Annotated in this window: 22 protein-coding genes and 2 pseudogenes; 15 read left to right on the forward strand and 9 right to left on the reverse strand. The window is 72.6% G+C overall.

The window, feature by feature from the left end; translation table 11 throughout:
- Positions 1 to 143 precede the first annotated feature (143 nt).
- Positions 144 to 749: an Rv1733c family protein gene (locus ACSHXN_RS06555; RefSeq protein WP_355129802.1), complete on the forward strand. Its 606-nt coding sequence runs from the start codon at positions 144 to 146 to the stop codon at positions 747 to 749.
- Between the two features lie 123 nt (positions 750 to 872).
- Positions 873 to 3,314 carry a right-handed parallel beta-helix repeat-containing protein gene (locus tag ACSHXN_RS06560; protein WP_355129800.1) on the forward strand — a complete coding sequence of 814 codons (2,442 nt, stop codon included), beginning with the start codon at positions 873 to 875 and terminating at the stop codon, positions 3,312 to 3,314.
- Here the strand turns inward: ACSHXN_RS06560 and ACSHXN_RS06565 are convergent.
- Positions 3,284 to 5,662, reverse strand: coding sequence for a hypothetical protein (locus tag ACSHXN_RS06565; RefSeq protein WP_438302789.1), 2,379 nt, complete (start codon positions 5,660 to 5,662; stop codon positions 3,284 to 3,286). The genes ACSHXN_RS06560 and ACSHXN_RS06565 overlap by 31 nt on opposite strands.
- Before the next feature lie 278 nt (positions 5,663 to 5,940).
- Here ACSHXN_RS06565 and ACSHXN_RS06570 point away from each other — a divergent pair, with 278 nt between their 5' ends.
- Positions 5,941 to 6,771 (forward strand): DeoR/GlpR family DNA-binding transcription regulator, encoded by an 831-nt coding sequence (locus ACSHXN_RS06570; protein ID WP_355129798.1) that lies wholly within the window; start codon positions 5,941 to 5,943, stop codon positions 6,769 to 6,771.
- Positions 6,772 to 6,853: 82 nt separating this feature from the next.
- Positions 6,854 to 7,372, forward strand: coding sequence for an SRPBCC family protein (locus tag ACSHXN_RS06575; protein ID WP_355129796.1), 519 nt, complete (start codon positions 6,854 to 6,856; stop codon positions 7,370 to 7,372).
- On the opposite strand, the gene ACSHXN_RS06580 is transcribed toward ACSHXN_RS06575, so the two are convergent.
- Entirely contained in the window at positions 7,340 to 8,464 is a 1,125-nt protein-coding gene (locus tag ACSHXN_RS06580) for a PLP-dependent cysteine synthase family protein (RefSeq protein WP_356114105.1), read from the reverse strand. The genes ACSHXN_RS06575 and ACSHXN_RS06580 overlap by 33 nt on opposite strands.
- Before the next feature lie 390 nt (positions 8,465 to 8,854).
- Between ACSHXN_RS06580 and ACSHXN_RS06585 the strand changes: the two genes are divergently transcribed.
- Positions 8,855 to 9,172 carry a hypothetical protein gene (locus tag ACSHXN_RS06585; protein ID WP_438302790.1) on the forward strand — a complete coding sequence of 106 codons (318 nt, stop codon included), beginning with the start codon at positions 8,855 to 8,857 and terminating at the stop codon, positions 9,170 to 9,172.
- A gap of 242 nt (positions 9,173 to 9,414) precedes the next feature.
- Positions 9,415 to 9,942, forward strand: a complete 528-nt coding sequence (locus ACSHXN_RS06590) for an ATP-binding protein (RefSeq protein WP_355129790.1) — start codon at positions 9,415 to 9,417, stop codon at positions 9,940 to 9,942.
- 51 nt (positions 9,943 to 9,993) lie between these two features.
- On the opposite strand, the gene ACSHXN_RS06595 is transcribed toward ACSHXN_RS06590, so the two are convergent.
- The 3 genes from ACSHXN_RS06595 to ACSHXN_RS06605 are packed head-to-tail and all read right to left on the reverse strand — an operon-like array spanning position 9,994 to position 13,666.
- Positions 9,994 to 12,555 (reverse strand): ABC transporter permease, encoded by a 2,562-nt coding sequence (locus ACSHXN_RS06595; protein WP_438302791.1) that lies wholly within the window; start codon positions 12,553 to 12,555, stop codon positions 9,994 to 9,996.
- A complete protein-coding gene (locus ACSHXN_RS06600; RefSeq protein ID WP_356114110.1) occupies positions 12,552 to 13,382 on the reverse strand; it encodes an ABC transporter ATP-binding protein in 831 nt (276 codons plus the stop codon). The genes ACSHXN_RS06595 and ACSHXN_RS06600 overlap by 4 nt, the downstream gene beginning before the upstream one ends.
- Positions 13,379 to 13,666, reverse strand: coding sequence for an SHOCT domain-containing protein (locus tag ACSHXN_RS06605; protein WP_059127462.1), 288 nt, complete (start codon positions 13,664 to 13,666; stop codon positions 13,379 to 13,381). Before ACSHXN_RS06605 ends, ACSHXN_RS06600 begins: the two co-directional genes overlap by 4 nt.
- Before the next feature lie 162 nt (positions 13,667 to 13,828).
- On the opposite strand from ACSHXN_RS06605, the gene ACSHXN_RS06610 reads away from it, so the two are divergent.
- From ACSHXN_RS06610 to ACSHXN_RS06620, 3 genes are read left to right on the forward strand one after another with little or no spacing between them, the layout of a single operon-like run.
- The gene (locus ACSHXN_RS06610; RefSeq protein ID WP_355129784.1) at positions 13,829 to 14,410 is read left to right on the forward strand and encodes a TetR/AcrR family transcriptional regulator; all 582 of its coding nucleotides are present in this window, start codon (positions 13,829 to 13,831) and stop codon (positions 14,408 to 14,410) included.
- Between the two features lie 11 nt (positions 14,411 to 14,421).
- Entirely contained in the window at positions 14,422 to 15,006 is a 585-nt protein-coding gene (locus ACSHXN_RS06615) for a DUF4865 family protein (RefSeq protein WP_355129782.1), read from the forward strand.
- Positions 15,003 to 15,911: a phosphotriesterase family protein gene (locus ACSHXN_RS06620; RefSeq protein ID WP_355129780.1), complete on the forward strand. Its 909-nt coding sequence runs from the start codon at positions 15,003 to 15,005 to the stop codon at positions 15,909 to 15,911. The genes ACSHXN_RS06615 and ACSHXN_RS06620 overlap by 4 nt, the downstream gene beginning before the upstream one ends.
- 46 nt (positions 15,912 to 15,957) lie before the next feature.
- Here the strand turns inward: ACSHXN_RS06620 and ACSHXN_RS06625 are convergent, their stop codons facing one another.
- Together ACSHXN_RS06625 and ACSHXN_RS06630 are read right to left on the reverse strand one after the other, a co-directional pair.
- Positions 15,958 to 17,196 carry an ROK family protein gene (locus tag ACSHXN_RS06625; protein WP_355129778.1) on the reverse strand — a complete coding sequence of 413 codons (1,239 nt, stop codon included), beginning with the start codon at positions 17,194 to 17,196 and terminating at the stop codon, positions 15,958 to 15,960.
- On the reverse strand, positions 17,193 to 17,882 hold the full coding sequence (locus ACSHXN_RS06630; protein WP_355129776.1) for an alpha-ketoglutarate-dependent dioxygenase AlkB family protein: 690 nt from the start codon (positions 17,880 to 17,882) through the stop codon (positions 17,193 to 17,195). Before ACSHXN_RS06630 ends, ACSHXN_RS06625 begins: the two co-directional genes overlap by 4 nt.
- A gap of 94 nt (positions 17,883 to 17,976) precedes the next feature.
- On the opposite strand from ACSHXN_RS06630, the gene ACSHXN_RS06635 reads away from it, so the two are divergent.
- Positions 17,977 to 19,119, forward strand: a complete 1,143-nt coding sequence (locus ACSHXN_RS06635) for a methyltransferase (RefSeq protein ID WP_355129774.1) — start codon at positions 17,977 to 17,979, stop codon at positions 19,117 to 19,119.
- Between the two features lie 72 nt (positions 19,120 to 19,191).
- Here ACSHXN_RS06635 and ACSHXN_RS06640 read toward each other — a convergent pair.
- A pseudogene (locus ACSHXN_RS06640) lies at positions 19,192 to 19,404 on the reverse strand (sugar isomerase); the annotation flags it as partial.
- Here ACSHXN_RS06640 and ACSHXN_RS06645 point away from each other — a divergent pair.
- The 5 genes and pseudogenes from ACSHXN_RS06645 to ACSHXN_RS06665 all read left to right on the forward strand — a co-directional run.
- Positions 19,404 to 19,673 (forward strand): annotated as a pseudogene (locus tag ACSHXN_RS06645) (alkaline phosphatase); the annotation flags it as partial. The pseudogenes ACSHXN_RS06640 and ACSHXN_RS06645 sit on opposite strands and share 1 nt — an antisense overlap.
- A 143-nt stretch (positions 19,674 to 19,816) precedes the next feature.
- On the forward strand, positions 19,817 to 21,652 hold the full coding sequence (locus ACSHXN_RS06650; RefSeq protein WP_355129772.1) for a glycoside hydrolase family 15 protein: 1,836 nt from the start codon (positions 19,817 to 19,819) through the stop codon (positions 21,650 to 21,652).
- 98 nt (positions 21,653 to 21,750) lie between these two features.
- Complete coding sequence (locus ACSHXN_RS06655) at positions 21,751 to 22,938, forward strand: MFS transporter (protein WP_355130144.1); 1,188 nt, start codon at positions 21,751 to 21,753, stop codon at positions 22,936 to 22,938.
- Between the two features lie 114 nt (positions 22,939 to 23,052).
- Complete coding sequence (locus tag ACSHXN_RS06660; protein WP_438302792.1) at positions 23,053 to 23,433, forward strand: hypothetical protein; 381 nt, start codon at positions 23,053 to 23,055, stop codon at positions 23,431 to 23,433.
- 495 nt (positions 23,434 to 23,928) lie between these two features.
- Positions 23,929 to 24,663 carry a maleylpyruvate isomerase family mycothiol-dependent enzyme gene (locus ACSHXN_RS06665; protein WP_356114117.1) on the forward strand — a complete coding sequence of 245 codons (735 nt, stop codon included), beginning with the start codon at positions 23,929 to 23,931 and terminating at the stop codon, positions 24,661 to 24,663.
- 51 nt (positions 24,664 to 24,714) lie between these two features.
- Here ACSHXN_RS06665 and ACSHXN_RS06670 read toward each other — a convergent pair whose 3' ends face one another.
- On the reverse strand, positions 24,715 to 25,107 hold the full coding sequence (locus tag ACSHXN_RS06670; RefSeq protein WP_355129766.1) for a MarR family winged helix-turn-helix transcriptional regulator: 393 nt from the start codon (positions 25,105 to 25,107) through the stop codon (positions 24,715 to 24,717).
- Positions 25,108 to 25,150: the final 43 nt, after the last annotated feature.

Raw genomic sequence — 25,150 nt, forward strand, 5'->3', positions numbered from 1 at the left:
CCCGGCACGGTCGTTGAGCCGACGTGAGAAATTCGTGAACGGCGCGTCGGTCGCAGAGAGGTGATGTGGCTCTCTCTTCTCCGGCTCGGCGGTGGACGTCCGGGTTCCGGGGTCATCACGGATGCGGAAGGGGGTGCGGGACGGTGCGAGCAATCAGCGGTCTGTGGCGCTGGCGGGGCAATCCTCTGTGCCGTGGAACCGATCTGGCCGAGGCCTGGACGGCGCTGGCCGCCCTGCTCCTGGTCCTCGTCGCGGCGCCCCTGGCCGGAGCCGCGATCGGTTCGGTCGCCCAGGAGTCCCTGCAGAAGGCCGTGCGGGACCAGCAGCACAGCCGCCACCTGGTGGTGGCGACCGTCGCCAGGAAGCTCAACCGCGTCGCGCCGGACCCGGACCCGGAGTCGTCGACGACCGGGAACGCGCACAGCCGTGTGGTCGCCGACTGGACCGCGCCGGACGGCACCAGACGCCACGCGGCGGTCCTCACCGAGCTCGAGTCCCCGCACCCGGGCGACCACTTCAGCGTCTGGACCGACACCCACGGCGGCCTCGTGACCCGCCCGCTGGACCGGGCCACCGCGACGACACACGCGGTGCTCGCGGGCGCCACCACGGCCGGGCTGACCGGAGTGCTCATAGAAGGCGGCCGCCGGCTGATCGTCTGGCGCATGGTCCGCCGCCGTTACACACGGTGGGACCAGGCATGGGACAAGGCGGGCCCGGACTGGGGCCGTACCGGAACGGGCAGTTGACCGCCTTCGGCCTCCGGTCAACCGGGCACGTCCGCGCACGCTACGGTGGACCGGTCGGCTGGTCCGCTGTCCGGCATCTTCGCGAGAACCCGCGTGAGTACGAGGTGGGGGCACAGCAGCGCCATGGCACAGGGCACGGTCCAGGTGACGCACACCGGCACATCGCGGTGGCGGCGCCGCACAGGTGAGTACGCGTCGCTCGCCGCCGCCCTGGAGGCCGCGGGCGACGGAGACGTGCTCACCGTCGCACCCGGCACCTATCGGGAGAACCTCGTCCTGCAGCGGGCGGTGACGCTGCGCGGGCCCGAGGGCTCACCCGGTTCCGTGCGCATCGCCCCGGTGGACGGGGTGCCGCTCACCGTGCGGGCCTCCGCCGTGGTGCAGGACCTCCACATCGAAGGGCAGGACGCGGCCGCGCCCGCACTGCTCGTCGAGGAGGGCGCCCCGGAGCTGGTGGACGTACGGATCACCACGCGCTCGGCGGCCGGCATCGAGGTCCGCGGCGGCGCCCGCCCCACCGTCCGGCGGTGCACCGTCGACAATCCGGCGGGCGTCGGCATCGCCGTCGTGGACGGTGGCGGCGGCGTGTTCGAGGAGTGCGAGGTGGTGGCCGCGGCCCAGTCCGGTGTCGCGGTCCGCGGCGGTGGCCGCCCGCGTCTCGAACACTGCCGCGTGCACCACGCCTCGGGCGCCGGTCTGTCGGTGACGGGTGAGAACTCCTCGCTGGAGGCGGTCGGTTGCGAGGTGTACGAGATCCGGGGCTCCGGGGTGCAGGTGACCGCCCGCGCCGCGGCGCATCTGACGGACTGCGATGTGCACCGCACGACCGCCGACGGCGTCACGCTCGACACCGACGCCGTGCTCACGCTGGCCGACTGCCGCATCCACGACATCCCCGAGAACGCGGTCGACCTGCGCTCCCGTTCGGTGCTCACACTGACCCGCACGTCGGTGCGCCAGTTCGGCCGCAACGGCCTCTCGGTGTGGGATCCGGGCACCCGGGTGGACGCCAACCAGTGCGAGATCTTCGACAGCACGGGCGACTATCCCGCGGTGTGGGTCAGCGACGGCGCCACCGTGGTCCTCGAGTCCTGCCGGGTGCACGACGTACCGGACGCCCTTTTCGTCCTCGACCGCGGCTCGCGCGCGGACGTCGTGGACAGCGATCTGACGCAGGTGCGCAACACGGCCGTGTCGGTGAGCGACGGCGCCACCGCGCAACTCGACGACTGCCGGATCCGGGACGCCGCGACGGGCGCCTGGTTCCGGGACCACGGCAGCGGCGGCACACTGTCCGGCTGCACCGTCGACGGCACCCAGACCGGCGTGATCGTCACCAAGGGCGCCGATCCCACCATCGACCGGTGCACGGTGACCTCACCGGCGGAGGCCGGCTTCTACGTCTCGGCGGACGGCCGGGGCAGCTTCCTGAACTGCCGGGTCACGGGCAGCGGTGGCTACGGCTTCCATGTGATAGACGGCTGCCGGGCGACCTTGAGGAAGTGCCGGACCGAGCGGTGCGCGCGCGGGGGCTACGAGTTCGCTGACGGCGGCCCGGGCACCTCCGGCGACGGTCCGGTGGTGGAGGACTGCACCAGCGACGAGAGTGCCGGGCTCCGGCTGCCCGACCCGCCCCAGGAGACCGCCGTACAGACGACGGCCATGTCCTCCGGGCTGCTGGGCGCCATCCCCGGCCAGCGCACCACCGAGCAGGACCATCTCGTCACGGCGGTCCCCGATCCCGGGAAGCCCGCCCGCACCTCGACGGCCGTGCTCGGCGAACTCGACACGCTGGTCGGTCTGGAGAGCGTCAAGCGCGAGGTGCGGGCCCTGACCGACATGATCGAGGTCGGACGCCGCAGGCAGCAGGCGGGCCTCAAGGCGGCCTCCGTGCGGCGGCACTTGGTGTTCACGGGCTCCCCCGGCACCGGCAAGACGACGGTCGCCCGGCTGTACGGCGAGATCCTGGCCTCGCTCGGCGTCCTGGAGAAGGGCCACCTCGTGGAGGTGTCCCGGGTCGACCTGGTCGGCGAGCACATCGGCTCCACCGCCATCCGCACCCAGGAGGCCTTCGAACGGGCACGCGGCGGGGTGCTGTTCATCGACGAGGCGTACGCCCTGTCCCCGGAGGACTCCGGGCGCGACTTCGGCCGTGAGGCCATCGACACGCTCGTGAAGCTGATGGAGGACCACCGTGACGCGGTCGTGGTCATCGTCGCGGGCTACACAGCCGAGATGGAGCGCTTCCTTTCGGTCAATCCCGGTGTGGCGTCGCGCTTCTCACGGACCATCAGGTTCGGCGACTACGGCCCCGACGAGCTGTTGCGGATCGTGGAGCAGCAGGCCGAGGAGCACGAGTACCGGCTCGGCCCCGGTACGGGCGAAGCGCTCCTGAAGTACTTCACGGCGATTCCGAAGGGACCGGCGTTCGGCAACGGGCGCACCGCACGCCAGACCTTCGAGGCGATGGTGGAACGGCACGCGGGCCGGGTCGCCCAGTTGGCCGAGCCGAGCACGGACGAACTGACCCTGCTCTACCCGGAGGACTTGCCGGAGCTCCCCTGACCGGTGCTCCCCGTCTCCGTGCCCGGCCCCGCGGGACGGGGTGCCGGCAGCCCCGGCCGCAGCCGGTTCAGCAATCGCTCGCGCTCCTCGGCGAACGCCGGGTCCGCCTGGTAGTCGCCGTGCCCGAGGATCGGCGCGGGCAGCGGGTGCTCAGCGGTGCGGCCGTAGGCGAGCGGATCCCCGAGAGGGGCGCGGTCCACCTGCGGGCCGCAGTCGCCGGGCAGCCGGATCGGTCCGCCGATCGGGTCCGTGAGGCGGTAGAGATTGCGCCAGCAGGCGACCTCGCGGTGCAGGGAACTGAGGGCGGCGGGCCCGAAACAGGCCGGGAACCAGCGTCCGTAGAGCCGCTCGAGTGGCGAGCCGTAGGTCAGGAGGGCCACCTTGCGGCGCACCGAGGGTTCGAGCTGCCAGGCCGCGGCCGCGGCGAGCACACTGCCCTGGGAGTGACCGGAGAGCACGAGCCGTCCGCCGGTGGCCTCGGTCCAGGTGGCCATGCGCCAGGAGAGGTCGGGCACGGCACGCTCGGCGTAGCAGGGTGGGGCGAAGGGATGCGCGGCACGCGGCCAGAAGGTGCCGACGTCCCACAGGATGCCGATGGTGCGCCGTGCCGAGGCGTCTTTGTAGGCACGGCGTCCCCAGGTCACGAAGAGGAGGAAGCCGATGCCGATCAGCCAGGAGCCGAGCGCCTGAGCGGTCTCGGCGGCTCCGCGTACGAAGGCGTGACTGCCCCGGGCGGCCCCTTCCGGGGTGTCATGGCCGGCGAAGGCTCCCACCAGTGCCAGCGCGCCCAGGAGCAGAGTGGCGGCGGACATGACGGCGACGACGAACGGCGCCCGGTCGGTGAGGGCGGCCATGGCACGGGTGCCCGCGATACGGCGGGTACGGGCCTCGTCCTCGGGCTCGCCTTGATGGGCGAGTTCCACCGCGGCGGTCCCGGCGCGGCGCAGCACCGCGGTGCGCCGGGCCAGCCGGCCCACGACGACGAGCAGAACGAGCAGCAGCGGCGGGATCGTGGACGCCTGCCAGGTGAGCAGGACGGGCGGACCGGCCATGATGTGGCGGGTCCCGTCCAGCCAGTCGGCGACCCGCTGGGCCACCCCGCCGGACATCACCCCGCCGAGCGCGCAGGCCAGCATCGCGACCGCGGGTCCGGCCAGTCCGCACATCGCGGTGCGCGTGTCGGGGTGGGTGCGGTGGAGGACATGGGCGACGACGCCCAGCACGATGACGAGCACCCCCTGTGCCAGGGCGAGCGCGCCGAACGTGGTGTCACCCGGCAACCGGTCCGCGGACCGCCAACCCGGGCGCGACCAGCCGGCGTACACCGCGCTCACGGCGAGCAGCGTCAGCGCACCCGCGGGAAGTCGGCGCACCAGTGCCCGGTCGAGCGTCCTGTCCAGCCGGTTCTCGGTGCGGCCCCGTCGGCACACCACCCCGACCACAACGAGCCCGCCGGCGAGGAGAGTCGCGCACAGGAGCCGGCCCAGGACTTCGAGTTCGACGGAGCCGTGCCGGCTGTCGTACCGGGCGGCGGCGGTGGCCAGCGCCGCGGCGACCGTCAGAAGGCCCGCGGCGGTGTGGGCGGCACGCAACCGGGCCACCAGGCGCCGTCCGTACCAGAACCCGGGGCTGCCGAGTGCGGTGCGGTGCGGCTCCCCGTCGGGTTCGTCCGGGCGGGAGATCGGCTGCTGGGACTCGTACGCGCTCCAGGTGCGGTGCGACAGGTACCAGAGCAGCCCGGTCAGCGCCGTGGGCACCAGCGACGCCAGGGCCAGACGCCGTCCCGGCTCGCTCCACCAGCCCCGGTCGGAGGCCTCGGGCGAGAGGAAGCCGAGCCAGGAGTGGCGCTCGGCGCACGCGCGTGTACCCGCGCACTGCCAGGCACCCAGGTCGAGGGCGACCTCGCAGGCGGCGGCGACCAGCAGCACGGTCAGGGTGAGCCCGACGAGACGGACGATCAGCCCGTACAGGCGGACGGTCCGCGGCCGCCCGGTCGCCGTGGGGCGCATCCAGTGCGCGAGATTGACCACCATGAAGGGCAGCAGCAACAGCCACAGGGCACGGGCGGCGTTCCCGGAGGTGAGGTTGCACCAGACGTACGCCTCGGGCACCGGGCCTCTTCTGCGGTCCCCCGGGGGCCGCTCCGCGTCGGCGTCCGCGTCGGCCTCGCGGCGGTGGACGGCGGCCGTCTCGTCACCGGAGACACGCACCGTGCGCGGATCGCCCAGCATCTCCTCGGGTGTGGTGCCACCGACACCGTGGACCAGAAGTTCCAGGTCCGGCCCGCTTCCCGGCGGCCGCTGCCCGGCGTCGTCGTGTTCGCCGTCGTGTTCCCGTGCACGCTCCACTGCTCAGCACCTCCCCCGAGTTGCGTACCGTGTGCCATGCGCAGGCAGATGATCTCCGGTGCCCCAGGTGTGCACACCCGTTCTCACGGAATCTCCCCGATACGGGTGACGTGATGAACTGCGGAAGGTGATTCACGGGGCACGGGGGGTGGCTCCATCCACGGCAAGCCGTGCGAGGATGGGGCGGCCTCGGCTTTGACGGCACGCGAGAATGGCCTTGTCGGAGCCGGTATGGATGCCATGCCGTGATGGATCAGGCGAAAGGGAGCAAAGCGGACGTGAGCGAGAATCAGAACCTCCTCGCGGAGCAGCGCCGCGCCCTGATCGTCGACGAGGTACGACGGCGCGGCGGTGTCCGGGTGAACGAGCTCACCCGGAAGCTGGGCGTCTCCGACATGACGGTCCGCCGCGACCTCGACGCGCTCGCCCGCCTGGGCGTGCTGGAGAAGGTCCACGGCGGCGCGGTCCCGGTGGTGGAGGCGAGCACCCACGAGCCGGGGTTCGAGGCCAAGTCCGGCCTGGAGCTGACGGCCAAGGAGGACATCGCCCGGGCCGCCGCCGAACTGGTCGCGCCGGGTACCGCGATCGCACTGTCCGGCGGGACGACGACCTACGCGCTCGCCCACCACCTGCTCGATGTACCGGAGTTGACCGTCGTCACCAACTCGGTGCGGGTGGCGGACGTCTTCCACTCCGCACAGCGCACCTCCGGCCAGCGCCAGGGCGGCGCCACGGTCGTGCTGACCGGCGGGGTGCGGACCCCGTCCGACTCGCTCGTGGGCCCCGTCGCCGACCAGGCCATCGCGTCCCTCCACTTCGATGTGCTGTTCCTCGGCGTGCACGGAATATCGGTGGAGGCGGGACTGTCGACGCCGAATCTGGCGGAGGCGGAGACCAACCGGCGGCTCGTGCAGTCCGCGCGACGTGTCGTGGTGGTCGCCGACCACACCAAGTGGGGCACGGTGGGCCTGAGTTCGTTCGCCGCGCTGGAGCAGGTCGACACCCTCGTCACGGACGCGGGACTGCCCGCCGAGGCGAGGGAGGAGATCTCGGAGCACCTCAGGCGGCTCGTGGTGGCAGGGAAGACCGAAGAGGATACTGACATCTGACGGACCGCCAGTTATGGTGGCGCCGACCCGCACCACCGCTTCCGTTCGGGAACGCCGGTGTTCCCGCGAGGAGGTTCCGTCCATGGCACGCCTGTTGCGCCCGGTGGGACTCGACTTCACGAAAACCGCACCCGTGCGGCTGGTCTTCGCCCGGGAGATCACGGCCTCCCCGGCCGCGGTCTTCCAGGCTCTGGCCCACGATGTCCCGGGCTGGAGCGAGTGGTTCCCCGGCGTGACCTACGCCCGCCCCCTCGACGACGGCACTCGTCGCGAGGTGCATCTGGCGGGCGGCACCCGCTACCGGGAGTCCGTGGTGGCGGCCGAGCCGAACGAGGTCTACGCGTACCGCGTCGACGAGACGGGTGTGCCCGGAATGCGTGCCCTCCTGGAGGAGTGGCGGCTCACCCCTGCCGGTACGGGCACCCGGGTGCAGTGGACCTTCGCGGCTGACGGGTCGACAGTCTTCCGCCTCGCTCTGAAGTGTGGGCGCGGGGGCCTGGGACACGCCTTCCGCGGCGCGGTGCGGGCGCTGGACCGCAGGCTGGCGGCACACGGCGCCGGGCCGGAGTCAGTCCGGCCACACCCCGGTCTCCAGGAGTGACTCGATCGCCGCGGTGCAGGGGGCGATGTCGAGCCCCTGCTCCTCGAGCCACGCGTCCGAGTAGTACTTGTCCAGATAGCGGTCTCCCGGGTCGCACAGCAAGGTCACCACGCTGCCCGTGCGTCCCTCGGCCACCATCTCCGCGACGATCTTCAGCGCGCTCCACAGGCCGGTGCCGGTGGAGCCGCCCGCCCTGCGGCCGATGGCCGCCTCCAGGGCCCGTACGGCTGCGACCGTCGCCGCATCCGGGACCTTCATCATCCGGTCGATGGCGCCGGGTACAAAACTGGGCTCCATCCGCGGCCGGCCGATGCCCTCGATCCGCGAGCCCCGGTCACAGGTGACGTCCGGGTCTCCCGTCGTCCACCCGTCGAAGAAGCAGGAGTTCTCCGGGTCGGCCACACAGATGCGGGTGTCGTACTGCATGTAGTGCACATACCGGGCGAGGGTCGCCGAGGTGCCTCCGGTACCGGCCGTGGCGACGATCCACGCGGGCTCCGGGAACCGCTCCAACTCCAGCTGCCGGAAGATGGATTCGGCGATGTTGTTGTTGCCCCGCCAGTCCGTCGCCCGTTCCGCGTAGGTGAACTGGTCCATGTAGTGGCCGCCGGTCTCCGCCGCCAGGGCGGCCGATGCCTCGTACATCTTGCGCGAGTCGTCCACGAAGTGGCAGCGCCCGCCGTGGAATTCGATGAGACGGCACTTCTCGGGGCTCGTTGTGCGCGGCATCACCGCGATGAAGGGCACACCGACGAGCTTGGCGAAGTACGCCTCGGAGACCGCGGTCGAACCGCTGGACGCCTCGATCACCGGGCGGCCGGGCCTGATCCAGCCGTTGCACAGCCCGTACAGGAACAGGGACCGGGCGAGGCGGTGCTTGAGGCTGCCGGTGGGGTGGGTCGACTCGTCCTTCAGATAGAGGTCGATGCCCCACTGCTCCGGCAGCGGGAAGCGCAGCAGATGCGTGTCGGCCGAGCGGTTGGCATCCGCCTGGACCTTGCGGACGGCCTCTTTGAGCCAGGAGCGGTACTCCGCGTCGCTGCGGTCGACGTCGTACGTCCCGCCGGGGCGGGTGATCTGCGGGGTGCTCACCACAGGACTCCTTACCGGGGTGTTCCGACGCCGGGTTCACACGGTCGGACGCCTCGATCATAGACACCTTTGACAGCGCTTCCCACCTGCATAAACGTCCCTTTGAGCTGCTCAAAGGCACGGCTGGGGCAGACGGCGGAAAACGGTGGGGGCGCATCCGCGCGAGTGCGCCGGATACCCCGTGCGGCCCTGCCGTGCACACTGGTGGAAGGCGCCGGGTGCGGGCAGACTGCACGGCGTGGGAGGCCGACCGGTGCGGCCGGACCGTGCGCGCCGCGCCCGTACGGACAGCACGCGGGACCACGAGCGGACTCGACAGGACCACCCCGGATCGCGGCCCGTGGGCGATCCGGACCGGACGCAGCCGAGCGCACAAGGGGGCAGGGCAGCATGGCGGAACCGGACTTCACGGCCACAGGTGTGCAGATCGGAAGGGGACTGCGCTCGCTCACGCGGGCCGGAGAGGTCCGGATCAGCGACGGCAGGCTGCGGCTGCTGACCAGCTACGGCAGTGAGATCGACAGCGCACCGGTGCAGGCGGTACGCGCGTCGAAGCCCTGGTTCGCGCCGGAGGACCGGGCGTCGGCGGATGTCAACGGCACCCGCTACTCACTGATCCTCGGCGAGCAGGACCCCTCTCCGGGCCGGCCGGGGCCGCCGTCCGCGCGCCGGTTCATCGAGGCTGTCCGCAGGGCCGGCGGCGGCTGAGCGCGGCGCGAGTTGCAGGACGCCACCCCTTGCGTCACGCTGGTCTCACCTCACTCTGGGTTTACCGGCGATAACGCTGAAGAACCAGCCCGCCGGTCACGTCAGCGGGCGGCCCCCGTACGAAGCCGTTCGCACCAAGCGGCCGGAGTACTCAGCCGCACAGCAGGCGGCGGGTACGCCCAGCCCTCCTGCTGGATCCGATCTCCGTCTTCTTCCGGACCTCAATTCGGGGAGTCGCAGCCGTGATCAGCCAGCCAAGCAGGCACTGCACGGTGGAGCTCCAAGCCCTGCCGTCGCGGATCGGACAAGTCCGCAGAATCGTATCGGCGCAGTTGCGCTACTGGCATCTCGATCCCTTGATAGACCGGGCGGCGCTCGGTGTGACGGAGCTGTTGACCAACGTCCACCTGCACGCCCGGCCCGACAAGACCTGCACCGTGGAGATGGAACTGCTGCTCGACCGGCTCACCGTCTCGGTGCACGACCACGATCCGCGACTGCCGCAGGTGTGCCACGCGGACGTCTCCGCCACCAGCGGGCGCGGACTCGCGATGGTCGCGGCGGTGGCCGACAGCTGGGGTGCGCGCCCGGACGGCGACTCGGGCAAAGTCGTCTGGTTCACGCTGCCCGCCCCGTCCTCGACACCGTCCCGTCCGGTGCGCACCCTCACGCCGTACGAGGCCGCGCTCGAGACCTCGGCGCGCTCGCTCGCGGTCGACGAGCGCAGGACGGAACACGTTTCTCCCGCCCGGTCCGCCGTTGCCGGCTGACCGGGCGGTGAGCCCGCCTCCGGGTGCGTCCCCGGAGCGGGCTCGCGCGGATCACTCCGCGGCGATGGCGCGCAGGACGTCCAGACGGGCGGCTCGCCGGGCCGGGCGGAGGCCCGCGAGCGCACCGGCCGCGAGGCCCACCAGCGCCACCACCGCGAGCCGCACGGGAGGCAGCGCGAAGGCGAACGCGGTGTCGGACGCGCCGCCGGAGGCCTCCACCAGGACCCAGCCGAGGAAGGCACCGAGGACCAGTCCGCCGGTCGTACCGAAGGCGGCCACGAGGACCGACTCCCAGCGGACCATCGCCCGCAGTTGGGACCGTGTCTGCCCCACGGCCCTGAGCAGCCCGAGCTCGCGGGTACGCTCGTGGATCGCCAGCGTGAGGGTGTTGGCGATGCCGAGCAGGGCGATGAACACCGCCAGGGCCAGGAGCGCGTAGACGAGACTGAGCATCATGTCGATACCGCCCGCCGACGACTGCGCGTACTCGTCCCGGGTCTGCACCGACGGGTTGCCGTACCGCTCCGCCACCTGCTGCACCGCCGCCTTCCCCTCGGCCGGGTCCACACCGGGCCTGAAGGCGACGGCGACGAGCGTGTCGGAGTCCTGGGTGCGGTGCGGGGCCCAGGCGGCACGGGTGATGACGTAGTCACCCGCGAGTTCCGACCGGCCGTAGACCGCACGGACCGTGAACGGCCGCGTGGTTCCGTCGGTGAAGGTGAGCCGAGCCGTGCCGCCGACGGTCAGATGCTGCCGGCCCGCCTCCTCCTCGGTGATCGCGATGCCCTGGGTGCCGAGGTGGTCCAGGGAGCCGCGTACGGTGCCGAGGTCGAAGACCCGTCCCAGTGCGGCGGGGTCGGTCACGGTCAGGGCCCGGCCGCTGCCGTCCACCTTCGCCACCCCGCGACCGAGGCCGACGGCCTCCGCGACCGCGGGCTGCCGTGCGATCGCGGGGGCCAGTTTCGGGCTGAGCCCGCTGCCGCCCGCGCCGAACGAGGGATTGCTGACGGCGACGTCGCCGGCGAACGAGCGCGACACGGTCCGGTCCATCGTCGCCTTCAGGGACGCGCCGAACACGGTGAACAGCGACACCACGGCGACACCGATCATCAGGGCGCTCGCGGTCGCCGCGGTCCGCTTGGGACTGCGCAGGGCGTTGCGGCGGGCGAGGCCACCGGTGACCCCGCGCAGCCGGTCGACCGGGGCACCGAGCGCCCGCACCGCGAACCGCGACGCGGCCGGGCCGAGCACCACGAACGCGACGAGGGCGAGGACGCCGCCGAGACCCGCCGACCACAGGGAGGGGCTCACCAGTACTCCGACGAGGGTGCTCGCGAGGGCCGCCGCCGCGCATGCGCCGCCCACGACCGTGCGCGTGCGGCTGCCCGCGGACCGGTCGACGGCGCTCTCCCGCAGCGCGGCCAGCGGTGCGGTGCGTCCGGCCCGTACGGCGGGCAGCAGGGCGGAGCCGAGGCAGACCAGGATGCCGACCGCGAGCGGCAGCAGCAGGGACAGGGTCCCGATCACCAGACCGCCCTCGGGGAAGGGGAATCCGATGGCCGGGAAGAGGGCCTGGAGCCCGGCCGCGATACCGAGGCCGCCCACCAGCCCGGCGGCCGACGCCACGACGGCGACGGCACCGGCCTCGACGAGCGTCGCGCCGGCCACCTGCCGGCGCGAGGCGCCGAGCGCGCGCAACAGGGCGTTGTCCCGCGTGCGCTGGGCGACGACGATCGCGAACGTGTTGTGGATGGAGAAGGTCGCCACGAGCAGCGCGACCCCGGAGAACACCAGGAGGAAGGTGGTGAACAGGGTGAGGAACTGGCTGGAGATCATGTCCGTGTTCTCCCGCGCCGACTCCTGGCCGGTGATGGCCTCGACCCCGTCGGGCAGCACGGAGGTCAGCTCGGAGACGAGCCGCGCCTGGCTCACCCCGGGACCGGCCCGCACCTGGATGCTCGCCGCCTGACCGGGCCGGGCGGTGAGGTACTTCTCGGCATCGGCACGGGTCATGCCGGTGAAGGTCACCTGCGCCATGCCGTCCTGGCCGCCGAAGGTCGCGAGCCCGACGACGGTCACCTCGACGGGATCGGGTGTGCGCAGGGTCGTCGTGTCCCCGATCCGCAGACCGCCCTTGTCGGCGGCGCCCCGGTTGACGACGACCTCACCGCTCCTCGCCGGGGCCCTGCCCTCCGCGATCCGGTACGGGTTGAGGCGGGAGTCGGTGATCCAGTTGCCCGCGAGGGTGGGCGGGCCCTGGCCGCCGACGGGCTTGCCGTCGGTGCCCACCAGCTGGCCCCGGCCCTGGATCTGGGGCGCCGCGGCGGCGACGCCGGGGACCTTCTCGATCGTGCGGACGAGCGAGGTGTCGACGGGCTGCCGCACGCCCTGGCTCTCGCCGGGCGTGGTGATGGTGTCGGCGCTGCGCACGACGGCGTCGGTGCCGGCGGTCGCGTCGCCGAACATGCTGCTGAAGCTTGCGCGCAGCGTGTCGCCCATGACGAGCGTGCCCGCCAGGAAGGCCACGCCGAGGAACACCGCGAGGAAGGTACCGGCGAAGCGCCTCTTGTGGGCGCGCAGCGAGGACACGCTCAGGCGCAGGGAGGCGTTCACGACCTCACCTCGAAGGCCTTCATGCGGTCGAGGACCTTGTCGGGTGTCGGCGCTTCCATACGGTCCACGAGGCGTCCGTCGGCGAGGAAGACGACCTCGTCGGCGTGGGCGGCGGCGACGGGATCGTGGGTGACCATGACGACCGTGCACTCGGTGTCGCGCACGGCGCGGCCGAGCAGTCCGAGCACCTCATCGCCGGAGCGGGAGTCGAGGTTGCCGGTGGGTTCGTCGGCAAAGACCACGTCGGGCCGCCCGGCGAACGCCCGTGCCACGGCGACGCGTTGCTGCTGGCCGCCGGAGAGTTCGGCCGGACGGTGGTGCAACCGGTCACGCAGTCCGACGACATCGACGAGGGCGTCGATCCACTCCGGGTCGCCCCGGCCGCCTGCCAGGTCGAGGGGGAGTGTGATGTTCTCCGCCACGGTGAGTGTCGGCACCAGGTTGAAGGCCTGGAAGACGAAACCGATCCGGTCACGGCGCAGGAGGGTCAGCCGGCGGTCGTCCAGGCTGCTCAGATCGGTGTCACCGATGAGGGCGGAGCCGGAGGTGAGGGTGTCGAGTCCGGCGGCGCAGTGCATCAGCGTCGACTTGCCGGACCCCGAGGGCCCCATGACGGCGGTGAAGCGGCCCGCCGGGAAGGCGACGCTCACCCCGTCCAGGGCCCGTACCGCGGTGTCGCCGCTCCCGTACACCTTGACGGCGTCGACGACCCGCGCCGCCGTCCGTGCGGCGGTGGCCGCGGGAGCGGTCCGATGCGGTCCCGGTGAGGCGCTGCGCTCCGCGGGGACCTCGTTCGGGACAGTGGTGGACGACGGGCCGGAACTCATGCGGCACCGCCCTTGCCGGTGCGGCCGAACTGGTCGTCGAGGACGGAGAGGCGGCGCCAGTACTCGTCCTCGTCGATCTCTCCGGAGGCGAAGCGCCGGCCGAGCACGGCGATCGGCGAGTCGCCCGCCGGACGGCCGTCCACGGCGCGCCAGGGCGCGCCGCGCCCCCGCCAGGCGGTGCGGCGCAGGACGGTCACGACGCCGATCACGACGGCCGCCCAGATCAGCGGGAAGAACAGGATCCAGGGGCCGGGGCCGCCGTCCCAGTGAGCCAGGGTCTGCATCTCGGGTCATCTCCTCGGTGCGTTGCTGCGGGATGCCTCGAGACTGGCGCCGGAGGGGGGTCCGGGTCGTCGTACGGCCAGCGGCAGTGTGCGTACCCCCGCGGGAGTACGTGTGCGGGTGGCCGCTGCTACCAGGAGAGCTCGATTTCTGTACCTACTGGTATGTACAGTGCTCGCATGAACACCCCGGAGCGACTGATCGAGTCCACCCGCGAACTGCTGTGGGAGCGCGGCTATGTGGGCACGAGTCCCAGGGCGATCCTGGAGCGCGCGGGCACGGGCCAGGGCAGTATGTACCACCATTTCCGGGGCAAGCCGGATCTGGCGCTGGCCGCGATCCGCCGTACCGCCGAGGAGATGTGGGCCACCGCTCGGAGCCTGCTGGACGGACCCGGCACGCCGTACGAGCGGATCGAGGCGTATCTGCGCCGCGAGCGCGACGTACTGCGCGGCTGCCCTGTCGGTCGGCTGACGATGGACCCGGACGTGATCGCCAGTGACGCACTGCGCGCACCCGTCGACGAGACCCTGGACCGGCTGCGCGAGCGGCTCGCCGAGATCGTCGAAGAAGGCAAGGCGCAGGGTGAGTTCGCACTGTCCCTGGACGCGGCGGAGATCGCGGCGACGATCCTCGCGACGGTCCAGGGCGGCTATGTGCTGGCCCGTGCGTCGGGTTCGCCCACGGCCTTCGACGCGGGCGTACGGGGCCTGCTGTCCCTGCTCCGTACCGACACCCCCTGCTGAGGAGCCGATCGATGCACGCCATGCAGTACGAGCTGACCCTGCCCGCCGATTACGACATGGACGTCATCCGCGCCCGCGTCGCCCGTATCGGTCATCTGCTCGACGACTGGGCGGGCCTCGGCTCCAAGGCCTATCTGATGCGGGAGCGAGGCGTGCACGGCTCGCCGGTCAATCAGTACGCCCCGTTCTACCTGTGGAACACGGTCGAGGGCATGAACTCCTTCCTGTTCGGCGGAGCCTTCCAGGGGCTGGTCGACGACTTCGGACGGCCGGAGGTCCGGCAGTGGACCGGGGTGGCCTTCGAGGAGGGCGCCGCGGCCGGCTCCCCCGCCGTCACCGCGGTACGACGCGGTGAACAGGTCACGGCGGGGGCGCAGTTGTCCGGACTCCTGCAGGAGGCGGCGCGCGAGAGCGGGCGGCTGGCGGCACAGGACGGGGTGGTGCTCGCGGCGGCAGCCGTCGACACGCACCGCTGGGAGGTGGTCCACTTCTCGCTCTGGGACCATGACGCGCCCAAGGAGCCGGGTGACGTCTTCCAGGTGCTGCACCTGTCCGCGCCGGGACGCCACGCGCTGCCGCGGGGCCGGCAGTGGTGAGTACTGTCCGCACCGTCCTCGGTGACGTGCTCTCCCGGGAGTTGGGCGTGTGCGACGCCCACGACCACCTCTTCTTCGGCAGCCCCCTGCTACCGGGTCAGGAACTGCGCAGCGCGTCCGCGGCGCGTGCCGAACTGACCGCGTTCCGCGAACAGGGCGGCTCCGCCGTCGTGCAGTGGACGCCGTACGGCCTCGGCCGGCGCGCCGCGGACCTGCCGGCGCTCTCCCGCGCCACGGGAGTGCATGTGGTGGCCGCGACCGGCCTGCACCAGTCCGGCCACTACGACGACGGCACCCTCGCCGGCCTGCGCGGCCGGCTCGCGGACGTCCTCGTCTCGGAACTCCTCGACGGCATCGGCACGTCCGGCGTGCGGGCCGGGCTGATCAAGGTCGCCGGCGTCTTCCACGCCGTGGACGCACACGCCCGCTGGACGATGACGGCGGCCGCGGAGGCTCATCACGCCACGGGTGCGCCGATCGCGGTCCACCTCGAGCTGGGCACGGCCGCGCTCGACGTACTCGACCTGCTCTGCGGTGAGTTGGACGTGCCGCCGCACCGGGTCGTCCTCGGGCATCTCAACCGCCACCCGGATTCCGTCGTACACCGAGAGGCCGCGGACACAGGCGCGTTCCTCGCCTTCGACGGCCCTTCACGCGCCCACCACGCCACGGACTGGCGCATGCCGGAGGCGCTGCTCGCGCTCGCCGAGGCAGGACACGGCGGACAGTTGCTGCTGGGTGGCGACACGACGACGTCCGCGGCGCGGTCCGTGAACGGCGGGCCCGGACTGCCGTATCTGCTGCGCCGTGTACGGCCGAGGCTGGAGGCCGCCCTGGGCGGCGACCTGGTCGTGCGGATCCTCATCGACAATCCCGCTCGGGCCTTCGCCGTGGAGTGGGTCTGAACCGACCGCGGCCGACCGTGGGACGCATCGCTGCCGCCGCCCCCGATCAGGCGAGCGCCGCCAGCGGATCGTCGAGCACCGGCTGCCAGGCCAGTTCCGCCGCGCCCACCAGGCTGTTGTGGTCCAGCGTGCAGGGGAGGATGGGGACTCCCCCGCTGCGGCCCCACAGACTGCGGTCGGCGACGACGGCCCGCAGCCGCTCGGGGTCGGCGTCCACCAGGGTGCGGTGCAGTCCGCCGAGGATGATGCGGTCCGGATTGAGGATGTTGACCAGTCCGGACAGGCCGAGGCCCAGCCGGTCGATCAGCGCCTCCACGGCGGTCCGGACGGCCGGGTCGGCCGGGTACCGGGTGCGGATGAGCTCGTTGGCCTGCTCCAGCTGCGAGACCTCGGGCCCGGCGTCGTGGCCCGCCTCCTCGAGGAAGGCCAGCGGGTCCGCCTCCACGTCGAGGCAGCCGCGGCTGCCGCAGTGGCAGGGGCGTCCCTCGGGGTTGACGGTCAGATGTCCCACCTCGAGCGCGAGACCCGAACTGCCGGTGTGCAGCCGCCCGTCGAGCACCAGCGCACCACCCACGCCCCGGTGCCCCGTGGCCACGCACAACAGGTCACGGGAACCGCGACCGGCACCGTGCCGGTGCTCGGCGAGCGCGGCGAGGTTGACGTCGTTGGCGGCGAAGGCGGGCCCGGCGAGACCCGCGGCGCGCACGCACTCGGCGAAGATCTCCCGCACGGGGGCGCCCGGGGGCCACGCGAGGTGGAGCGGGTTGAGGGCGAGGCCCTCCGGTTCGGCGACCGCGGACGGCACGGCGAGGCCCGCGCCCACGCAGCGCCGCCCGGTCCGGCGCAGCAGCTCGTTGCCCGCCTCCACCACCGAACGGAGCACCTTCGCCGGGTCGGCGTCGACGGTCTCGCAGCCGGGCGCTGTCGCGACGATACGGCCGCCGAGCCCGACCAGCGCGGCCCGGAAGCCGTCCGCGTGCACCTGGGCGGCGAGTGCGACGGGTCCGTCCTCGGCGACCTCCAGCCGGTGCGAGGGACGGCCCTGCGCGCCGGCCGCGGCGCCCGGATGCGCGTCGACCCGGATCAGGCCGAGCGCCTCCAGCTCGGCGGCCACCGCTCCCGCGGTCGCCCGGGTGACGCCGAGTTCGGCGGTGAGCACGGCACGGGTCGGCGCACGCCCGGTGTGCACCAGCTCCAGCGCGGGACCGAGCGCCCCGCGCCCCCGGTCGAGTCGCGTCCGGGTGTTGCCTTCCCCTGTCGTCCGGGGGGCCGCCTTGCCAGTCATGAGGGCGAGTCTCCCATGATCCGCTCCGGATCCGTCCGGAGCCCGCTGACCCGCAGGGTGATGTTGAGCCGCCCCGTCAGTCCCAGTCCGGACGGCGCGGTCCCCGGACGCACCAGCGGCACCCCGTGGTAGGCGAACCGCGCCGGGCCGCCGAAGACGAACAGGTCCCCGCTGCGCAGCTCCACGTCCGTGTAGGGGCGTGCGCGCGTCTGCGTGTTGCCGAAGCGGAAGACGCAGGAGTCACCGAGGCTCAGTGACACGACGGGGGCACCGGACTTCTCGTCGCTGTCGCGGTGCATGCCCATACGGGCGTCCGCGTCGTAGAAGTTGATCAGCGCGATGTCGAACGGCTCGCGGGGTGCGGCGGCCGCACCGAGGGCCGTCTCGACCGCCTCGCGGCCGAGCGCGGCCAACCAGTCGGGCAGCGGTTTCACGGGGGCGCCGTCGCCGTCGACGACTGTGCGGGCGTATCCGTAGGGATACCAGTGCAGGCCGAGGCAGACCTGCCGTGCGGTCATGGTGCCGCCCCCGGGGGTGTGCACGGTCCGCAGTCCGGCCGGCGGCCGGGCCCACTCGCGGCAGGCCTGAAGAAGCCGCACCTGACGGCCCTGGTCCAGCCAGTCCGGCACCTGGACCGCGCCGGGGACGACCTCGATGCGGCTGCGCGGGAAGAGCTCGGCGTCCATGGACTCATCATCACGCAGCGCGGGCGGCCCACGGGACCGCGTGCCACTGCCGGGAACGGGGCCCGACCTGCGGCTCGGCTAGCCTGGACGCACGATGAACGACCGTATGACCACGCCCTGGGGCACGTACACGCTGGCCCGCTTCCCCGAGGATCCCCGTGACCGGCTGCGCGCCTGGGACGCGTCCGACGCGTACCTGCTGCGGCACCTCGCGGCGGACGGCACCCCGCCGGCCGGCGCGGTCGTGGTCGTCGGCGACCGATGGGGCGCACTCACCACGGCCCTCGCGGCGCACCGGCCGACGCTGATCACCGACTCCTTCCTGGCCCGCGAGGCGACCCGGGCGAATCTCGCGCGCAACGGCGTCGAGGCGGACACGGTAAGTCTCCTGACCACCCGGGACGTTCCGCCGGACCGCATCGACGTGCTCCTCGTACGGGTGCCGAAGAGCCTTGCCCTGCTGGAGGACCAGTTGCACCGGCTGGCACCGGCCGTGCACGAGGGGACGGTCGTCGTCGGCACGGGGATGGTGAAGGAGATCCACACCTCGACGCTGAAGCTGTTCGAGCGCATTCTCGGCCCGACCCGCACTTCGCTGGCCGAGCAGAAGGCCCGGCTCGTCCTCTGCACCCCCGACCCGGCACGCGTGCGGGGCGCCGACCCCTGGCCCTACCGCTACGAACTCCCCGACGGTATCGGTGTGTTGTCCGGCCGGACCGTCACCAACCACGCCGGCGTCTTCTGCGCCGACCACCTCGACATCGGCACCCGGTTCTTCCTCGGTCATCTGCCGCGGGGCGGGGGTGCCCGCCGGATCGTCGACCTGGGCTGCGGCAACGGCGTGGTCGGGCTGGCCACCGCCCTGGCCGACCCCGAGGCGGAGGTGGTGTTCGTCGACGAGTCCTATCAGGCGGTGGCCTCGGCGGAGGCGACCTACCGTGACAACGCCGGGGGGAAGGCGGAGTTCCGGGTGGGTGACGGCATGTCCGGGCTGCCGGACGCAAGCGTCGACCTCGTGCTCAGCAACCCGCCGTTCCACTCCCACCAGGCCACGACGGACGCCGTCGCCCGGCGTATGTTCTCCGGCGCGCGGCGTGCGCTGCGGCCCGGCGGCGAGCTGTGGGTGGTCGGCAACCGCCACCTGGGCTACCACGTGACGCTGCGCCGCATCTTCGGCAACAGCGAACTGGTCGCGAGCAACGCCAAGTTCGTCGTCCTGAAGGCCGTCCGGAAGTAGCCGCAGCGGCAGGCCCCACCGCAGGGTCTACAGGGGAGCCGCCCCGGGCCCGCCACCCAGGAGGACGGTGACGAGGCGGGCCAGGGCGGTGCTGGCGAACCGGGTCCGGACGACGGAGCGCTCGTCGGCGTGGTCGAGGACGATCACGTCGTCGGCGATGTCCGTCACCGGTGTGCGCGGGTCGGCCGTGATCGCGGTCGTCCGGGCCCGTCCGCGGAGCCGGTCGAGGAGGTCGAGTACCTCGGTGGTGGTGCCGGACCGGGTGAGGGCGACGACCCGGTCGTACGGGGGATGTCGCCGTGCTGGGCGTGGCGGCCTTCGATGCCGTCCACGGCGCGGCGGCGAACGACGAGGCGGAGGCGGCGATCAACCGGCCGCTGTGCGAGCGCGCCGAGCGCGTCGTCGTGGCGGCGGACTCCGGCAAACCGGGGCAGCGCGCGTTCGCCCGCATCTGCGCGGTGGAGTCGGTGGACACGCTGGTCACGGACGCCGTGGCGGGGGCCGATGCGGTACGGCCGTTCGAGGAGACGGGCGTACGGGTGATCACGGCCTGAGGCGCGGCCACCCGCCCGCCGGTGGGCGAACCGGCCCGCCGCGCCGGTGAGCCCCCGCGCCTGCGCTCCCCGCGCCCGCGCCGACCGTGGCGCCTAAGCTGTTACCTGCGGTGGGGCGGTTCCTGGTGCTCAGGGAGGCTTCGATGGCCGAGACGCCGTGCGACCGGTTCGCACCCGGAGACTCGCGGTATCTGCCGATCGCCGACCATGGCCTCATCGGCGATCTGCGTACGGTCGCTCTGGTGGGGACCAATGGCACCATCGACTGGTACTGCTGCCCGGCCTTCGACCGCCCGAGCGTCTTCGCGTCGATCCTGGACGCGGAGCGGGGCGGCTCCTTCGAGCTGACGGCCACCGTGCCGGCCCGGACCAAGCAGTTCTACTTCCCCGACACCAACGTCCTCATCACCAGGTTCTTCACCGAGGACGGCGTCGGCGAGGTGCAGGACTTCATGCCGGTCGGCACGGGGTGCGTCGAGGCCGAACGCCACCGGCTGATCCGGCGGGTGCTGTGCGTGCGCGGCTCCCTCCCGTTCCGGGCGCGGATCGCCCCGCGGTTCGGCTACGGCGCTCAGCCGCACACCCTCCGCCTCCTCGGTGACGTGGCCGTCTTCGAGTCCGCCGACCTGTCCCTGGCCCTGACCGCCACCATGCCGCTCGAAGGCGACGACTCCGACGTCTGGACCGACTTCAAACTCAGCGAGGGCGAGTCGGCGGTGTTCTCCCTGGACCAGGTCGACGAATCCCTCCCGCCGCGCATGTGCGCACGCGCGGAGGCGGAGCGGCAGTTCGCCACCACGGTGGCGTACTGGCGGCACTGGCTGGCCGCGTCGCGCTACCGCGGCCGCTGGCGGGAGATGGTGCACCGCTCCGCCCTCACGCTGAAGCTGCTCACCTACGCCCCGACCGGCGCGATCGTGGCCGCGCCCACGACGAGCCTGCCCGAGCAGCTCGGCGGCGAGCGCAACTGGGACTACCGGTACGTCTGGGTGCGCGACGCGGCCTTCTGCGTCTACGCCCTGCTGCGCCTGGGTTTCACCGGCGAGGCCGAGGCGTTCATGCGGTTCGTGACCCGGCACATCATCCCCGGCGACGGCGGGCCGTCGGGCCCCCTGCAGATCATGTACGGCATCGACGGGCGCACCGACCTGCCCGAGTACGAACTCGACCATCTGGAGGGCCACCAGGGTTCCGCGCCGGTGCGGATCGGCAACGCCGCCGCCGACCAGCTCCAGCTCGACATCTACGGCGCCCTCATCGACTCGATCTATCTCTACGACAAGTGGGCACAGCCCATCTCCAGCGACCAGTGGGACAACGTCTGCGAGCTGGTGGACTGGGTCTGCAAGCACTGGGACCAGCCCGACGAAGGTGTCTGGGAGACCCGGGGCGGCCGCAAGAACTTCCTCTACTCCCGGCTGATGTGCTGGGTGGCGATCGAACGTGCCATCCGGCTCGCCAACCGCCGGGGGCTGCCCGCCGACCTGCCCCGCTGGCGCCAGTGCCGGGACACCATCTACCGGCGGATCATGCAACGGGGCTGGTCCGAGCGGCGGCAGGCCTTCGTCCAGCACGAGGACGGCGACGTGCTCGACGCCGCGGTGCTGATGATGCCGCTGGCCAAGTTCATCGCGCCCACCGACCCCAAGTGGCTGTCCACCCTCGACGCCCTCACCCAGGACCTGGTGTCCGACTCCCTGGTCTACCGCTACGACCCGCAGGCGAGCCCGGACGGTCTGCGGGGCGACGAGGGTACGTTCTCCATCTGCTCGTTCTGGTACGTGGAGGCCCTGGTCCGGGCCGGCCGCCTGGACGAGGCGCGGCTCGCCTTCGAGAAGATGCTCACCTACGCGAACCACCTGGGGCTGTATGCCGAGGAGATCAGTCACACCGGTGAGCAGGAGGGCAACTTCCCGCAGGCGTTCACCCACTTCGCGCTGATCAGCGCGGCGTTCAACCTCGACCGGGCGCTCGGCTGACCGGCCGTGCGCCCCCGGCGGCTCTCTTGCCCCCACCCGGTGGACCCCTCTAGGCTGATTTTGTGCCGCTAATAAACAAAACCCGCCCGCACAGTGTCGTGCCGGGCAACGACCTGACCCGGCTCCGGATCGCCGTCACCGTCTTCTTCGCCCTGGACGGCTTCATCTTCGCCGGCTGGGTGGTCCGCATCCCCGCCATCAAGCAGCAGACGGGCGCCTCGGCCGGCACACTCGGTCTCGCCCTGCTCGGGGTCTCCGCCGGCGCGGTCGTGACGATGACGCTCATCGGGCGGCTCTGCCGACGCTACGGCAGCCACCCGGTGACCGTGGTCTGCGCGGTGCTGCTGTCGCTGAGCGTGGCGCTGCCCCCGCTCACGCACTCGGCGCTCGCCCTGGGGCTGGTACTGCTGGTCTTCGGGGCGGCGTACGGGGCGATCAACGTCGCGTTCAACAGCGCCGCCGTCGACCTGGTCGCCGCGCTCCGGCGGCCGGTCATGCCGAGCTTCCACGCGGCGTTCAGTCTGGGCGGCATGGTGGGCGCCGGTCTCGGCGGACTGGTCGCGGGATCCCTGTCCCCCACCCGGCACCTCCTGGGGCTCACCGTGATCGGCCTGCTCGTGACCGCGGCCGCCGGGCCCACCCTCCTGCGTCACGAGCCCTTGGTGCCGCCGGACCGCGTGCGGAGCGCGGAACACCCGGCACGCCGTCTCGACACCAGGACCCGTGGCCTGGTGACGGTCTTCGGCCTGATCGCCCTGTGCACCGCGTACGGCGAGGGCGCGCTCGCGGACTGGGGCGCCCTGCATCTGGAGCAGGACCTCCATGCGCACCCGGGTGTGGCCGCGGCCGGCTATTCGTCCTTCGCCCTCGCCATGACCGTCGGCCGGCTCGGCGGCACATCGCTGCTGGAACGGCTCGGCCCGGTCCGCACCGTGGTCGCAGGCGGCGCCACCGCCACCGCGGGCATGCTGCTCGGCTCACTCGCCCCTTCCGTGTGGGCGACGCTCCTCGGCTTCGCGGTGACGGGCCTCGGCCTCGCCAACCTCTTCCCGGTCGCCGTCGAGCGCGCCGGCAGGCTCGCGGGCCCGACCGGGGTCGCGGTGGCCTCGACGCTCGGCTACGGCGGCATGCTCCTCGGCCCACCCGCGATCGGATTCATGGCCGACTGGTACTCCCTGCCCGCAGCGCTCACCAGCGTCGCGGTGCTGGCCGCCGTCGCCTCCGCGATCGGATATGTGACGCGCCGTGCGACCACCGTCCGTGAAACCACGGTGAAACCGGGCTGAAGGCGGCTACCGGCACGCCGTCCGGCGTGGCGTCGCACCACTTCGCACCACACCACCACCCCGGCCGCCGGAACCTGCCCGGTCCATCTGACCCCCGAGCTCGTCGAGGACCCAGTGGGCGCCTACGCGCGCATCCGCGCCCGGGAACGCCTCCCGCAGGTGATGCTCCCGGGTCTGCGGACCCCGGTCCGGCTCGTCACGCGCCATGCCGACGCCGAGGCCGCACCGACCGAGCCCCGGCCGATCCGGGACCGCTCCAGGGTTCCCCGCGTGACCGGGGGCGCGGACCCACAGGCGGAACTGCTGGAGCGGGCCTTCGCGGGCTTCCCCGCCGACTGCGCCACGTACGTCTCCGGACATCCGGCCCTGCTCGACGGCGAGGAGCACGCGCGATCGCGGCGCGCCCGTTCGTGGAACGGGCGGCCGAGGACCTGCTGTCCGCTCTCGCGCACAAGGACGAGGCGGACCTGCCGGCCGAGTTCGCCCACCCGCTGACCACCGTCGTCGTCCGCGAGCTCGTCGGCTTCGACGACACCGACCGGGACTCGGCGCGTCCATGTACGCCACCGAGGACTTCGCGTTCACCGGAACCCCACCGCAGAAGGGGGCCGAGGCGGTGACCGTCGCCCTGCTCACCGCCGACGACGATCCACGGGAGGACGGCGAAGGACCGGAACGTCCGGACATCGCACCGGAGTTCGCCCGGAGAGACGGGCATCCGACCTTCGGCCACGGCCCCCGCTACTGCCTGGGCTCCGCCCTCGGGCGCCTTGGCGCCTCCGCCGTCCTCGACCGGGCGCTCGTCCGGCGGCCGGAGACCGCGCCCGCCGTGGGCCGCGGGACGGTTCGGGCACTGGCCGGGCGACGGCTTCCATCTGCTGCGCCCCCGTCGGGCCGCGCGCCGATGCTCCCGGGCGGTCGCCGGACGTGTGGCACGGGCCCGCCGGTGCGGTTCTCCCTTCGGCGCACCGCGTCCGGCACACTCCCCCCATGGAGACTGCCGAGTTCGTACAGATCCTGGACCGTGAAGGCGGGTTGCTGGCCGCCGCGGCGGAGCAGGCCGGCGTCGACGCCGAGGTGCCGACCTGCCCGGGCTGGCAGGTGCGGGATCTGCTGCGGCACACGGGCATGGTGCACCGCTGGGCCGCGTCCTTCGTCGCCGAGGGGCACACCTCGCCCCACCCGGTCGGCGGCCTGCCCGATCTCGACGGCTCCGCACTGGCGGCCTGGTTCCGGGACGGCCACCGCCATCTCGTGGACACCCTCTCCTCCGCCGCGCCCGATGTGCGGTGCTGGCACTTCCTGCCGGCGCCCTCACCGCTCGCGTTCTGGGCGCGGCGGCAGACGCACGAGACGACGGTGCACCGGATCGACGCGGAGGCGGCACGCGGCGGCGCACCCACCGCCGTCGCCCCCGCACTCGCCCTCGACGGCATCGACGAGTTGCTGCGCGGCTTCCACGCCCGCCATCGCAGCAGGGTCCGCAGCGAGGAGCCGCGTGTCCTGCGCGTGCGGGCCGCGGATGCCGACGACGCCGTGTGGACCGTGCGGTTGTCGACCGAGCCGCCCGTGACCGAGCGGGACGACGCGGGCCGGGCGGACTGCGAAGTGACCGGACCCGCCGACCGGTTGTACCTGGCGCTCTGGAACCGGCTGCCGTTCCCGGCCGTGACCGGCGACGCCTCGATCGCGGCGCTGTGGCGCGAGAAGTCCGCCATCGCCTGAAGTTGAGCGGGCCCACCCGCCGGACGCGTCCCGCCAGGCGCTGCCAAGCCCTCAGTCCGTGAGCATCCTCGCCAGTACCGCACGCTGCACCGGAAGCACCTCGCCGTGCAGCGTGCGCCCCTTCGCGGTGAGCGCCACGCGCACGCCCCGCCGGTCCTCGGGGCACAGGGCCCGCTCGAGCAGTCCGTCCTTCTCCAAACGCGCGATCAGCCGCGACAGCGCGCTCTGGCTCAGATGGACCCGCTCGGAGATCTCCTGGACGCGGTAGGAGCAGGAACCGTCACCCGCCGCCTCGGACAGGACGTCGAGGACCTCGAAGTCACTGCCGCACAGACCGTGCGCGTGCAGGGTGCGGTCGAGTTCGCACTGGGTGCGCGCATGCAGGGTCAGGATGTCGTGCCATCGGCCCACGAGCGTCTGCTCGGCCTTGTCCACAGCCGCCATGGTCGCACGGTAGCAAGGATCCAAGATTGTTGCATCCGAATTA

Source organism: Streptomyces sp. HUAS TT11 (genome assembly GCF_051553595.1).
GTDB lineage: Bacteria > Actinomycetota > Actinomycetes > Streptomycetales > Streptomycetaceae > Streptomyces.

Excerpts from the sequence above, each read along its gene's own strand:
- ACSHXN_RS06665 (WP_356114117.1), top strand. The coding sequence starts at position 23,929 with ATGGAGACTGCCGAGTTCGTACAGATCCTGGACCGTGAAGGCGGGTTG.
- ACSHXN_RS06615 (WP_355129782.1), top strand. The coding sequence starts at position 14,422 with ATGCACGCCATGCAGTACGAGCTGACCCTGCCCGCCGATTACGACATG.
- ACSHXN_RS06625 (WP_355129778.1), bottom strand. The coding sequence starts at position 17,196 with ATGACTGGCAAGGCGGCCCCCCGGACGACAGGGGAAGGCAACACCCGG.
- ACSHXN_RS06560 (WP_355129800.1), top strand. The coding sequence starts at position 873 with ATGGCACAGGGCACGGTCCAGGTGACGCACACCGGCACATCGCGGTGG.
- ACSHXN_RS06610 (WP_355129784.1), top strand. The coding sequence starts at position 13,829 with ATGTACAGTGCTCGCATGAACACCCCGGAGCGACTGATCGAGTCCACC.
- ACSHXN_RS06605 (WP_059127462.1), bottom strand. The coding sequence starts at position 13,666 with ATGCAGACCCTGGCTCACTGGGACGGCGGCCCCGGCCCCTGGATCCTG.
- ACSHXN_RS06650 (WP_355129772.1), top strand. The coding sequence starts at position 19,817 with ATGGCCGAGACGCCGTGCGACCGGTTCGCACCCGGAGACTCGCGGTAT.
- ACSHXN_RS06600 (WP_356114110.1), bottom strand. The coding sequence starts at position 13,382 with ATGAGTTCCGGCCCGTCGTCCACCACTGTCCCGAACGAGGTCCCCGCG.
- ACSHXN_RS06585 (WP_438302790.1), top strand. The coding sequence starts at position 8,855 with ATGGCGGAACCGGACTTCACGGCCACAGGTGTGCAGATCGGAAGGGGA.
- ACSHXN_RS06630 (WP_355129776.1), bottom strand. The coding sequence starts at position 17,882 with ATGGACGCCGAGCTCTTCCCGCGCAGCCGCATCGAGGTCGTCCCCGGC.
- ACSHXN_RS06670 (WP_355129766.1), bottom strand. The coding sequence starts at position 25,107 with ATGGCGGCTGTGGACAAGGCCGAGCAGACGCTCGTGGGCCGATGGCAC.
- ACSHXN_RS06575 (WP_355129796.1), top strand. The coding sequence starts at position 6,854 with ATGGCACGCCTGTTGCGCCCGGTGGGACTCGACTTCACGAAAACCGCA.
- ACSHXN_RS06635 (WP_355129774.1), top strand. The coding sequence starts at position 17,977 with ATGAACGACCGTATGACCACGCCCTGGGGCACGTACACGCTGGCCCGC.